Source organism: Aquimarina sp. KJ22-3 (genome assembly GCF_055808215.1).
Genome location: NZ_CM147859.1, coordinates 2,453,786 through 2,467,526, shown reverse-complemented (window position 1 = coordinate 2,467,526; position 13,741 = coordinate 2,453,786). Strand labels below are relative to the sequence as shown.

12 protein-coding genes are annotated in these 13,741 nt (G+C 35.6%); 1 reads left to right on the top strand and 11 read right to left on the bottom strand.

The genetic code is table 11. The features are described 5' to 3' along the window. Positions 1-343 precede the first annotated feature (343 nt). Positions 344-2,317, top strand: coding sequence for a right-handed parallel beta-helix repeat-containing protein (locus AC0L3Q_RS11270; RefSeq protein WP_473286650.1), 1,974 nt, complete (start codon positions 344-346; stop codon positions 2,315-2,317). Positions 2,318-2,373: 56 nt separating this feature from the next. Here the strand turns inward: AC0L3Q_RS11270 and AC0L3Q_RS11265 are convergent, their stop codons facing one another. From AC0L3Q_RS11265 to AC0L3Q_RS11215, 11 genes are all read right to left on the bottom strand, one after another. Next, positions 2,374-3,336, bottom strand: coding sequence for a hypothetical protein (locus tag AC0L3Q_RS11265; protein ID WP_473286649.1), 963 nt, complete (start codon positions 3,334-3,336; stop codon positions 2,374-2,376). Positions 3,337-3,339: 3 nt separating this feature from the next. Beyond that, positions 3,340-4,671: an MBOAT family O-acyltransferase gene (locus AC0L3Q_RS11260; RefSeq protein WP_473286648.1), complete on the bottom strand. Its 1,332-nt coding sequence runs from the start codon at positions 4,669-4,671 to the stop codon at positions 3,340-3,342. Between the two features lie 132 nt (positions 4,672-4,803). Further along, a complete protein-coding gene (locus AC0L3Q_RS11255; RefSeq protein WP_473286647.1) occupies positions 4,804-5,703 on the bottom strand; it encodes an SGNH/GDSL hydrolase family protein in 900 nt (299 codons plus the stop codon). A 42-nt stretch (positions 5,704-5,745) separates the two neighbouring features. After that, positions 5,746-7,155, bottom strand: a complete 1,410-nt coding sequence (locus AC0L3Q_RS11250; RefSeq protein ID WP_473286646.1) for an MBOAT family O-acyltransferase — start codon at positions 7,153-7,155, stop codon at positions 5,746-5,748. Positions 7,156-7,169: 14 nt separating this feature from the next. After that, positions 7,170-8,216 (bottom strand): glycosyltransferase, encoded by a 1,047-nt coding sequence (locus AC0L3Q_RS11245; protein ID WP_473286645.1) that lies wholly within the window; start codon positions 8,214-8,216, stop codon positions 7,170-7,172. Positions 8,217-8,231: 15 nt separating this feature from the next. Beyond that, a complete protein-coding gene (locus AC0L3Q_RS11240) occupies positions 8,232-9,632 on the bottom strand; it encodes a phenylacetate--CoA ligase family protein (RefSeq protein ID WP_473286644.1) in 1,401 nt (466 codons plus the stop codon). A gap of 2 nt (positions 9,633-9,634) precedes the next feature. Next, a complete protein-coding gene (locus AC0L3Q_RS11235; protein ID WP_473286643.1) occupies positions 9,635-10,054 on the bottom strand; it encodes a glycosyltransferase in 420 nt (139 codons plus the stop codon). Then, entirely contained in the window at positions 10,051-10,773 is a 723-nt protein-coding gene (locus AC0L3Q_RS11230; protein WP_473286642.1) for a glycosyltransferase family protein, read from the bottom strand. The genes AC0L3Q_RS11235 and AC0L3Q_RS11230 overlap by 4 nt, the downstream gene beginning before the upstream one ends. Continuing rightward, positions 10,773-11,663, bottom strand: a complete 891-nt coding sequence (locus AC0L3Q_RS11225; protein WP_473286641.1) for a glycosyltransferase family 2 protein — start codon at positions 11,661-11,663, stop codon at positions 10,773-10,775. Before AC0L3Q_RS11225 ends, AC0L3Q_RS11230 begins: the two co-directional genes overlap by 1 nt. A 21-nt stretch (positions 11,664-11,684) precedes the next feature. Then, positions 11,685-12,686, bottom strand: a complete 1,002-nt coding sequence (locus AC0L3Q_RS11220; RefSeq protein WP_473286640.1) for an EpsG family protein — start codon at positions 12,684-12,686, stop codon at positions 11,685-11,687. 100 nt (positions 12,687-12,786) lie between these two features. Then, positions 12,787-13,737, bottom strand: coding sequence for a hypothetical protein (locus AC0L3Q_RS11215; RefSeq protein ID WP_473286639.1), 951 nt, complete (start codon positions 13,735-13,737; stop codon positions 12,787-12,789). Positions 13,738-13,741: the final 4 nt, after the last annotated feature.

The window sequence follows — 13,741 nt, the reverse complement described above, 5'->3', positions numbered from 1 at the left end:
TATTTCGAATGCAAATATAGATAATACTCTTTCTTTTACTGCAGAAATCATATTTTTCTCACACAGAAAATTTAAGAATTATGCGATTGCAAAAATAATTGCAAAAAAGTTAAGAAGTCTGGGGGAAAAGCCCCATTTTGCAACTTTGTTGTGCGGTGTTCCCGTAATAGTATTAAGCAATTGTTATAAAAATAGTTTTTTTGTGCAATTTTTAACATTTTTTATCGACGTGATGCACAATACTCTCGATGAAATTACGTTTATTTGTACTAAACCCTTAAATATATATATGGCGAAATAATTACTTAGAAACTAAATATTACATAACCAAATTTATTTTGCTATGAAAAGAATGACCCCCCACATTCTAGTTATTTGCCTAACTATTCTTTTTGTTGCATGTAGCAACGAATCATTTGAGGAAATCATACCCGATGGGGTAGAAAACCCTGATCCGGACCCAGATCCTGATCCCGACCCAGAACCAGATCCGGATTTAGTTACGGATCCATGTGATTTTGATATTTCTTCTATCAAAGCGAATACTACAACCGTAATTAATTGTCAATTAGACTTACAAGGAAAATCTGTTGATTTACCGGCCAATGTTAATTTTGACTTTGACGGAGGATTAATTATCAACGGAACATTAAATTTCTCTGGAGGATATATCGATGGAAGAATAATGAATTCTGATCTAGAGCTAAAAGGAGACGTTCAATTAAAAGATCCTATCTTTAAATTTATTCCTTCTAGATGGAAGAATATTGTTCAAGGAGAAGTTAATACTACTGTTGCCTTAGCCAACAATACAAATTTTGAAAACTTAATCAATCAAACCAAGGCCTTGGGTGCCACTACTTTTGAAGTAGATCAATTTGATGCCTTTTTTGAAGTAGCTACCGTGACCAGCACGACTACAAATCAAAATTTCTATCCATCTGTAGAATCTGTAAATATTCCTTCAGACTTTACTTTTAGAATGACTGATAGAACATATTTAAGAGTGCAACCAAACAGTAGAAAGAATTATGTGCTACTAGGTATTCGAGGTGAATCTAATGTAAGAGTAGAAGGTGGAAACTTAATCGGAGACCGAAAAAATCACGACGACAATTCACAGCCAGGACCGCATGCTTTTGGTATGGTACTTATGGTACACGGTTCTAATAACGTAGATATTGATGGTGTAACTATGGCCTTTGGAACAGGAGATGGTGGAAACGTTAACAGTCTTAACTTTACCTTCCAACCAAATTATCAGCCTTCTAACAACATCAGATTTACAAATTGTACGTTCGATAGTAATAGAAGAAATAACGTTTCTATTACAGACGGATTTAATATCACATTAGATGGATGTCATTTTAAAGATGCAGGTATTGATATGCCAGGCTCTCCAGGAATGGCTCCAGGAGTTGCTTTAGATGTAGAGGCATTCAGAGGGAAAGATGATGCAGGTAACTTTATTCTTTATGAAAAAGCGTACGATATTACGATAAGAAACTGTACTGAAATAGGAAGTAAGTTTGGTGCTTTTGTTGTAGCCATTGGTGAAGATGTAACTATAGAAAACAATACCACTGAAGATGGAATTGCGATTGGTGCAGGACATGGAGTGAAGATTATCGGTAACACTATCGTAGCTGCAGCCGACGATAATATAGGAGCTGGAATTACAACAGGACACCCTAATTCATCAGATACGTATAATAATGTAATTGCTAACAATAGAATTATTGGACATAATATTGGTATAGCAGCGTATCAAAGAGATATGGAAATTTATGGTAATGTTATTGAAGATTTTGGCGTAGGAATACAACCAAAGGATATTAGAAACTTTGATATCTATGACAATACATTAACCAGTGATAGAGATGCTAGTATTGCTATCTTTGGTAATCTTACTACTATGGACAATGTTACCTTTAGAAATAACAATGTTGTTCGAGTTGCTAGGGAAAGCGTTAAGATGGTAGCAGTAAATGAAAATGCTGGTCAGGAAAGTTTCAAAACTACCTTTAGAGATAATGATTTTACAGGATCTACCACGATAAGTAGAACTAGTGGTGTAGATTTCATGGAAAACAGAACCAAGAAAGGTATCATATTAGTAAATGCAAAAAATATTGATATTACAGGTAATACTATCGAATCTACCGGACAAGATGGAATTACCATCCAACAAGGATGTAGTAATCTGAATATTGGTAATAACAACATTACGGTAATCGGTACCAATTTAGACTGTATCGATCAGAAAGCGGCGGGTACTAATATCGTAATCGCTAACACGAATACGTGTACAAACTAAAAAACTAACAACTATCATATAAAAAATCCCGGGTAGTAAGTACCCGGGATTTTTATTTATTGAAAGATCGGCAAAAGCAGATCGGCCAATACTTCGTTTCCTTTCTCATTTAAATGGCCATTAGCCACAAAATAATTACTTAGTCCATCTGGGTAATCAACAACGTGATATCGTACTTGCTGAGTATTACTTTTATAATCGTGAATATTTTTAATATTAATTCTTCCCAGATTATTAATGACTACCATATCAATGGTGATCCCTAAATCTTGAGCTTCCAACTGATGGATAACCCAATCCAGGTTTTCTTTTTCAAAATCAACATCCTTGTTCTTTGTTTTGGCAGTACCATAATATTTGAAAACATTGAATAATTTAAACATCAATAAGCTTTTACTGAATCGTTTTACTTTACTGGTTAAAGAAAGGTGATTGCCAAAACTATTACTGCTAGCTGCATAGAATTCAATGTTATCTTCGTTTCTATAAGGATAACTCCTGTTAGGGTCATTTTTTGGATTCCTGTGCCCAATATTAACCACTTCTCCCGGAGTCATCACAAATATCACTTTATCAAACTTCAGGCCTTTCTCCTTCAACAGATGTTTTACTAAAACGATACCTTGCACAGGAGTCCAAACCCCTCCTGACCCAGCATTGTTTACTTTTGTTTTTAACTTCCCCTCCAATAGTTCAGAAAAACGATCCTGATTGTCCATTCCAAATCCTTCTACAAATGAATTACCTACCACCAGAGTTCCTCCCTGATCGAATTCATCATCCCGAAACCCAAAGGAATTGATTTCGTTAACCACTCCTCCCCAAGGATAGTTAATCATTTGTTTACTATTCTTTTGCCGGGTTACCCCATACAATTCGTTCATATCATAATACAACGGAGGATCATTAAAACCAGTCATCGGTAAAAAAGCATCTGATCCTTTGGTAATGACAGCATATCCCAGATTTAGAACTTCCAGAATAACGATAGCAACGATAATATTTTTAATATACTTCATCTCCTAAAATTGAAAATAAATAAACTCTGCTTGTATTTCTCTGTTGAGTGACCCTACGATAGCAATAGCCATAAGCACCCATAAAATAAAGTGTATTTTCTTCTTTTTGTATCGCATAAAATCCAAAACCAACAACACTAAGATCAATAATATGTCAGAATACATAATAAAACTAGTAGCATCCACCTTCAATGATTGTATGCCTCCCAAATATTGAAAGGCATCTCGTATAGAATCTGCTCTAAAAAAGACCCATGCTACGGTAACCACAAAAAAAGTATACAGTACTTGAGTTGTTGTTTTTACATATGTCAAAATATTTGTGGTGGCAACCTTATCTTCCAAGTGCCTTCGGTTAGTTCCTAATACGAAAGATGGAATAAAAAGTAGCGCATGAATCCCTCCCCAGACAATAAAAGTCCAGTTAGCTCCATGCCAAAACCCACTTACCAAAAAAATAGCAAACACATTTCTAATTCCTTTCCACTTCCCTACTTTGGAGCCTCCTAAGGGGATATATAAGTAGTCTCTAAACCACGTGGATAATGAAATGTGCCACTTTCTCCAAAACTCACCTATACTTCTTGAAAAATAAGGGAAATTGAAATTGGTCATCAGGTCAAAACCAAAGAGTCTGGCCGTACCAATCGCAATATCCGAATATCCACTAAAATCCCCATATATCTGGAAGGCAAAGAGCACTGCACCCATTATTAATGTACCTCCGGAGTAATCGGTATAATTCGCAAAAATATCATTCACAATAGGAGCAAACGAATCTGCAATCACCACCTTTTTAAACAATCCCCAAACTATTAACTCTATACCTTTTAATGCCTTGGTTTTGTCAAACTTTCTTTTTTCCAACATTTGTGGTAGTAGATTAGAAGCTCGTTCTATAGGTCCGGCCACCAGCTGCGGGAAAAAGGATACAAATGCCGCAAAAGCAACAAAATCTCTAGTAGGTTTCATTTGTTTTCTATAAATATCAATAGAATACGACATGGTTTGGAAGGTATAAAAGGATATTCCTACGGGCAATATTACCTTTAATGTCCATGTGCTTTCTACTGTATATCCAATAGAAGCTAACAAATCGATCCAAGAATCCACAAAGAAATTGTAGTACTTGAAAAATCCTAATAACCCTAAATTGAATAATGCGCTCAAGAACAATAACCGCTTACGGATCTTTTTGTTATCAGATTCATGAATACCGATACCAATAAAATAATCTACAACCGTACTTAGTGCTATCAATGATAAAAACCTGTAATCCCACCATCCGTAAAACACATAACTAGCTACAAGCACCAGAAAATTCTGAAGTTTCAAATTTTTATGTACTACGAACCAGTACAATAGAAAAACTACTGGTAAAAAGACAAAAAATTCTAAAGAGTTAAAAAGCATATCTGGTAATTCTAAAATTCATATCTAATTCAACTTCTATTTGTTTTCTTATCATCATTTGGAGTGTTGCAATTCTTTAATCTTATCTGCCACCAACTTGGTAAACAATTCTGCTCCATCATTATTGAGGTGCGATGTATCATGAAACAAATGGTATTGTTCCAAAAATGTTTCAGAATTAAAAAAATCCAGCAACAACACCTGTTCTTTCCTGGCAATTTCTTTTATTTTGGATAAAGACTCGTTGTTCGAATAGTCTGTAACCAACAGATTGGGCGAGGTCACAAAAACCAATGGCACTCCATTATCTTTCGCTTCTGCAATAAAACGCTCTAGCGCGATAACGAAATTGGGATCAATATCATCTCCCGCTTCCAGATTTTCAAACCTCTTTAAGTTTTTGGAAGGCTTCACTTTTCCATAAAGAGGTCTATATCCTTTTTGATCTAATTGAGGAGAAGCATAATAACGTAACGCATGTATCAAAGTTGAATTCGCCTGGAAGGATTTGAAAAACAATTTAAAATCGATTCCTGTAGACCCCATCTCCAAAATTGGTTTCAACACATCGCGATGATCCGAATAATAAGGATGCAAATCTGCCAATCGATCATATGCCTCTTTTGAACTATACAGAAAATCTTCGTCTATATTGAGAAGTAACAAATCCGGTTTTGACCTTTTTAATACCATTTGTTGTAGGGCTGTATGAAACAACAATTGTTGACCTTCTGCTCCCGCATTATAGCAAATAGTTTGTAATTCTTGTTCGAATACCTTGGGTACATAATGTCGATGTGCATGCGAACTACCAAATACCATGACTTTGGCTTCACTATCCTCGATTACATGGGTAGCACGTGCAAACTTTCCAGTTTCCTGACTAAAGAATATCTGTTTTGCAATCGTACCCAACAAAAAATCAATGATCAATAAAATGATGACAAACTTCATGATCTTTATGATTGACGATTTAAATTCTTTTTTCATCCGATTCTAAAACTGAAAATAAATAAATTGACTCTCTCCAAACACCCCAAAATACAATATCATAAATACGACAATAGCATATCCAACCAGTCGGATAAGCTCCAACCTATTTTTGGAAATTGTAAACAACGAATTAAAATATTCTTTTTTGATTTCTACCAAAACCAACATCGCAATAGTCAAAGTAGCATACAGCGAAGCTGCAATATCATCTCCACTACCTATATACAACCTCCCTGGATTGGTAAACATTTCACCGATCATAGATAAAGCATTGTTGATACTATTCGCTCTAAAAAAGACCCAGGATAAATTGATTAAGACAAAAGTCAACAACACGTTATGCAGTCCCTTACGACCTTTTTTAAACAGTAATGCTTCTGCGATCAAATACACCCCATTTAATGCTCCCCAAGCTACAAAGGTCCAGTTAGCGCCATGCCATAAACCGCTAATCAAGAACGTAATAAATAGATTATACAACCATCTTGGTTTTGAAACTCTGTTTCCTCCTAAAGGGATATACAAATAATCTCTAAACCAGGTAGACAAGGATATGTGCCAGCGGGTCCAAAACTCACTTACAGAAGCCGCAAAATAGGGTCTTCTAAAATTGGTCATCAAGTCAAAACCAAACAATTTGGCTGTACCAATAGCGATCAAAGAATACCCTGCAAAATCTCCATAGATCTGAAATGCAAAAAGTATGGTAGCTGCAATAAAACTCAGTCCATCATGGCTTTCAATATTGTTATATACCGCATTTACATATATGGCTGCTCTATCGGCTACAACTAACTTCAAAAAGAATCCCCAGATCATCAGCTTCCCTCCTTTTGAAAGGGCATCATAGGTAAACGTTCGTGATTTCAAAAACTGAGGAACCAGATTGGTGGCTCTTTCGATAGGTCCTGCTACCAATTGTGGAAAGAAACTAACGAACGCTGCAAAAGCAACAAAGTCTTTTGTAGGTTCTAGTTTCCCTCGATAAATATCGATGGAATACGACATGGTTTGAAACGTATAAAAAGAAATCCCTACAGGCAATACGATACTTAGCGTCCAAACATCTTGATAGGTGTACCCCAAAGATGCAAATAGCTCTATCCAGGAATCCACAAAAAAATTGAAGTATTTAAAAAAGCCCAACAACCCAATATTAAAAAGCACACTTACCCAAAGCCATCTCTTTTTTATTGTTTTATCATCAGATCTATACACCTTGAAGCCTACAAAATAATCAACAATCGTACTTAATGCTATCAGTGATAGAAAACGCCAATCCCACCAACCATAGAACACGTAACTAGCGATCAACAGCAACACATTCTGCCATTTGATACTTTTAGCTAACAACCAATAGCATACCAATACTATCGGTAGAAAGACAAAAAAATCAAAAGAGTTAAATAGCATAGTTATTCTGTTTATTATCCTTTTATAGCGCTTCTATACAATTCTAGATGTAAATTATACACTTCATTGATATCATACTGTTTCTTGACTAACGCATACAAAACCTCTGCTTTTTGTAAAGCTGCATCATAATTGGTCATTACCGAAATGGCTGCTTCATGAAAACCATCCAAATGAGTGAGGTAAGCGTTTTCAGCATTCAAAAAATCGGGAATACTTCCCACTGGTGTTGAAATTACTGGTAATCGTGATGCTCCTGCTTCTATAATAGAAACTGGCATTCCTTCCCATAAAGAAGTAATGATTAAACAATTGGCATCTTTAAGGTATTTTGGCACATCATTTTGGTGACCAAACAACTGTATGTAATCTGAAAAATGTTCTTTAGTTATCGCTTGTTCCAGTGCTTCTCTGTACCCCCCATCACCAACAACATGAATTACGAAATTCTCTTTCCCGGCGTTTTTTAATCTTTTAACCAATTCGATCAAAAACAAAGGGTTTTTGGGTTCGGTTAATCTTCCTAAAAACAGAAAAACAAAAGGGTTATTTAGTTTTTTTACTGAATCATCAAAGCGACTGGTATCCACTCCATTAGGTATAGCTACACTATTCTTTAAATACCATTTTTTGGAGTTTGAACTGAAAATAATATCCTTCTTTCTAAAGATTTTTGACACAAACAATAAAACCCTTCGATAGGACTGTTTTACTTTATTGGTATGTAGCGTAAAAACAATAGGTACATTTTTGAAGAAAAGCTTAAATAACAATCCAAAGGCAAAAGCATGAAACATATGACAATGAAAAACCAACTCCTTTTCTTTGGTACATATTTCTTTTAATTTCTTGAGTCCAGGTAATATCGATTTTGGAGAGGCTATATTTAAGAAATGACACTCAATACCTTTTTCTTCAAACTTGTGCTGTATTTGTTTTCTGTTAGACACAGAAACTGCAATCGTTTTGTCTGCAGTACCCACAGTTTGACCCGCAAGCTCCAAAACCATATGTTCGGCTCCACCACCACTTAAACCTGTTATTAAATGTAAAATTGTCAACGTATTGTATTGGTTTTAAAGTTGTAACTCAAAGTTTCTTTTTACTGCATCAAACTTACCATTAGGTCCCAAAGGAATATCGTCTACTACACAAATCTTATATTCAATTTGTTCTCCTAATCTATCCTTTAAATTCTTGAGCAATTGATCTTGTATTGATTCGTTATATTCCTTATCTGGCATTAGATTGATCACGATTTTATCCGGACTTTCCTGAACGATCTGACTTTTAACAATGCCATGCAATCCTTTGTATGCAGTATCCATTCTGCCTACATATCCCTTCTCTTCAGTCCACAAAATATCGTCTTCTCTACCAATGATCTTTTCTATGATGGGCATATTGCACACACACGGACATTCTTTATCTGCAGGAGACAATAATACCGTATCTCCTATATCGTACCGTATTAATGGTGTTTTGTAATTAATAAAACTAGTTACCACCAGCTTTGCAATTTCCCCAGGTTGTGCGGGTTCTCCTTTGGTGTTTATGAATTCAAAAACTCCTGAGTCCAAATTAAGATGCAAATTCCCTTCAACACATTCGGTTATAAAAGGGCTTCCTTCGCTAGAAGCGTATTGGTTAAATACATGACAACCAAACGCTTTTTGTATCTCTTCTCGCTGATAATCATACAAGGTCTCTGCGGTTACTGCTATTGCTTTTGGCGTAAACGTTAATTGAATCCCATTCTGGTTGATATATTTACTAATGATATAAATCGCAGAAGGATAGCCATCCAATAATTCTGGCTTGAACGAATTTAGTTTTTTGATGTAATGTCCTAAGTTAGCATCGGTAAGATGATAGGTAGACATCAACAGTTGTCTCTCGAAATAATTATATACCCAAAATGGAGGTTTTTTGGTGGTTGTATCCACGATTAATCGACCAGAAAACCGAACTTGTCTGCTTTTGGGTTGTATCCCAATCACATGATGAAATCGTTTCCATAGAGCAAAAGATATATTGATCGAATCTCGATCTATATAATCTATAGTAGGAGATCCAGAAGTACCACTCGTATGCCCCACCATTGCGGTTTCACGTTTTTTATTTACCAAACGTTCTACTTCATTCTTCCGTTCAGATTTTTTAAGTATCGGCATTTTGGACAACACTTCTTTGGGTGAATTTTGAATATCCTCTGCAGTAATATTCAACTTTTTCATGATATCGCCATACCATTCCGAATGCTCCAGGACTTCTGACAACAACATGGACAATCTTTTATCCTGAAAACGAGTTACCGTTTTTATATCCGCATCCCACAATTGGATGTGCTCTTTCAAATAGCCTTCAAACTCTTTATTATAGCGTTGTTTGCTATTTAAGTATCCTTTTATGTTCAACAATATAAACTTAAAAGGATATGGCATGTTATTGTATATTTTCTCTTTTATCCCTGCCATAGCTATATCGCTGATTGTTCTAAGTAAAATTTCTCCATCGCTAAGGTATTGGAAACAATATCATAATTTGCATCAACAATTTTATCAGTGTTTTGCCCCTTTTTTGAGGTATCTGTCTCCAGTATCGTTTTTGCCCATATATCGGCTTCTTTCTCTAGTTGTAAAAATGTAATCTCATCGGTAACATGTACTTCAGAAGTAATGGTATCGGATGCCACTACTTTTACACCTGCAGCCTGAGCTTCGATCAAGGTAACCGGAAGACCTTCATAAAACGATGGGAAAACAAATACATCAAACACCTGAAACAATTCTGGGATATCTTCTCTAACTCCCAAAAATAGTATCTTATCGTCTATTCCTAACGCTTTGGCTTTTTGTTCGATTCCAGCTCTTAGGGGTCCATCTCCTACTGAAATCAATACGCAGTTCTGATTTTTTTGAGTGTAGCTGCAAAAATATCAATCAAAAAAGCATGATTCTTTTGGCTAGCATAGCGTCCCACATGCCCCAATACCAATGTATCTTCTTTTATATGTAGTGTATTTCTATAAGTTCTAGCTATATCCTCGTTATAAGCGAACTTCTTACTATCAATCGCATTATTCATCAATTGAAATGACGTCTCTTTTCCAAAAAGCCACTTTCCCGCCTTCTCTCCACAAGAAAAAAGATGAGTGGTGTTATCCTTTACCTTCTGCTTTAATCGAAATTTGATCCATTTCTTTGCAGTCTCTTTTAGTCCTTCTTTACGAATATTGGATAGAGTTATGTCCGAAATTGCAATATGTGCGTGAGCAATCCTGCAAGGGATATTGAATTCTTTAGCTATTTTGAGTGGAAAATTACTAAAGGTATTGAGATGAGAGTGTACAATAGCGTAGTCACTATGCGCTTTAAAAAAACCTCTTAGCGCTTCATAGTATTTCCCTGGAGAAACAGGGTTGATAGGATCTAGTTTATAGATCTTACCTCCTAAACGTTCTATTTCATCATCAAACGCTGCTTTTTCTTTACGATGCACCAAAAAATCGAATTGTATTTGATCGCGATCAATATTTCGATAATAATTCATGATCATTGATTCTGCCCCACCACGATTCATGATAGTAAAAACCTGCAATACCCTGATTGGTGCCATTATATTCCTCCTCTGGTTTTAAAACGGATATACATGTTTAATGCTACTCCAAACGGGATTGCCAAAAGTGTGATTAATTTTCTTGGAGACTCGGCCAAAAAGGATCCATTCTTGGTAAACAATGCACAAGAAACATAGTGAATGGCATTTTTGAAACGCTCTTTAAAGCTTTCTCCTAATTTCATTCTGCTCTTTCTGGAAAAAGCAAAACCATTAGGGTGTCTACGGTATTGTTTTAGCATGTTCATACTCGACCCATCGGTTAAGTACTCTACAATACAAAACACCTCATTTACTGGCAGTAGTTTGTAATCCTGATCTATAAGTTGATATAGGTATCCAAGAGGCACAAAGCGTTCACCTTCAAAAATAGGATACGGTGGATATTTTTTAACCACTTCAGTTCTGAACACCAGTTTTTTATCTCCCAAAACACCATGCTTCTGGTATAAGTCATATAGCCTAGTTTCCGTAAGGTGATCAGGAATTTTGGTTCCAATAATATCTCCTTTGGTATTAGCATCAAGACCTACTAAACCTGCAAAATTGTCCTTCCCTTTAATCTTTTCCCAATTGGTAAGGATTTTTTCGATAGCATCATCCGGCATAAAGTCATCGCTATCGATACAAACGTTAAGTTCGGTTTCAATCAAACGATATGCTGCATTATGTCCGCCATGCATTCCCAGGTTTTCCTGAAAGTGATATTGTATTGCAATCTTATTTTCAGCAATCCAGGAATTCACTAATTCTTCGGTATTATCAGAAGATCCATCATCAATAATTAACCAAAGAAAATCTTGATTGGTCTGTCTTATCAAACTTTGATAACACTGATCCAAACAATAGGCCCGATTATAGGTTGGTGTGAATACTGTAATTGTTTTCATAGTTGTTAGTTAGTTTAAGAGTTATCCCCAAAAGAAGTAATACATAAAATAGGTAAATGCGAAATATACCAGTATTACCATCCCAAGTAAAAAATGTTGGTTTTTAAAAAATCGTTGTGTCAAAAATGGATAGGCAATTACGATTGCCATCATAAACCAAGACAGATAGGCAAACCTATTGGAATAGTTTGCATTAATCACCAAAATCCAAAAGCCATTGCAAATAAGGTAGGTGTTGAGTAATCTATTGTAAATCGGATCTTCAAAATTCTTTTTAAAGACAAAATACCATCCTGCAAAAACAGCAAAGGCACTATGAAAAAGAAAATCCCATCGAAATCCTGTACTAGAAAAGGTACCCTCTGCAGCTTCACTAGTTAAATACCCCGATAGCCGGTCATCGTCTCCAAATCCTAAACCGGCAAATAATGAAATCCAAAAACCACCCATCGCTAGCGACAAGGGTATACAAGCCAGCCAGCCTTTGAAATAGAATTTTGGATTGTTGTAGATGTAAGTCATCAAAAATGCCAAGATGGGCAATAAGGTGGTTTTATGAAAAAATGAAGCAACAAGGAATAAGAGCCCCATAGCTACCTTGTTGGTTTTATGGTAACTGAACCCCCAAAGGAAGATAGAGCAAGCTGCTCCATTACGCATCCCATTTACACCGTAAGTCCAAAAGGAAAACGAAACCACAAACATGATGAATGCATAGTACCAATAGTCCTTGAAATACACCTTGGAAATCTTATACATCGGAAAAATGTAAAAGAAAGCACAAAGGGTAAAAAAAGTATGAATAGAGGAAAAGCTCGCCATGGTCTTCATAAACACGTGCCATCCATAGTCATTGACCGTAAGAATTTCTCCTCCCGTACTGTAATGCTGAAAAGTCCTATAGTAATTGATCGTATCCCCAAACCTATGGCTGGCGGGTCTTTGACCAATGTGAAAAATTAAAAAAGCCAATAATACATATCCCGTTACATTGATAAAAGCCAAATTTTTAGGCTCGCTCATATTTAAAATTCGGGTATGCAATAGCGTAAAAAGTACTAAAAAGAAGCACAGATTAAGATACAACGGATAATACCAATCTATAGGAATAAAGGTATTCATATTAGTTTACGCTATGTTCAGCTACTCTTTTTCGTTTTTTTATACTATTCAAAATAGAATCTGATAAGACCTTTGTAAATTCTTTTCCCGAAAATTTATCTATATGATGTCCATCATAGGTCTTATATTTCATCTCCCCTACGTTAAAATCAAAATAAGATATCTCATTTGATTTTGCAACGTTTTCGATAACATTTCCAAATGTTGGAAAATATTGTTCTTCGTAACTCAAGAATTCTTTTGAAATTGGCATTCTCACCAAAAATACATGCCCGTGTTGCTTCAATTTGTTGATCAAATCTGATAAACTTTGAATTCTCACCTCGGACAATTTTGATTTTTTGGCATCCTTCAGGAACATCGCTATTTGGTTTTCTTTCCAATCCTCAAACACCTTCTCATCTGTTGGCAAATTGGTTTCTTCTAACCATCCATCCTTATGCACTTTTGACTTTTGGCGGAACATGGCCCTAAAATGAAAAAACGACAAGTTCTTTACCAAATACTCATAATTAGGATTCGTATTTACAAAATTCATATTATGAGGTGGTTGCCCTTCTTCTCTAAACTCTCCTGCAGCATTGTCATACCCTTCATGTACCGTTAACATCTCTGGAGTTACCGAAATGATAAATATACCATTATCTGCCGACTCATCTAATTTCTTATAAATACTTTCATTATACAAACGCCCGATGATCGCCTGGGCAATTGTAAAACTATAGTTCAGCATTGGAGCATTATATTCGGTATCTTTAAAATACTCATTAATTACAGCTGGTTGAATCCCTTGAAAACTTCTAGAATCCCCAACAATCATTGATTTTGTCTTTGGGGTAGTAAATTTCTCGTAGAAATAGTCAATATTCCCTCCATAGTTCATCAATACAAAAGTGACGATACCCAAACAAATGGTAGAAAATAAGCTAAGTTTTAAAATGAACTTTTTCATGATC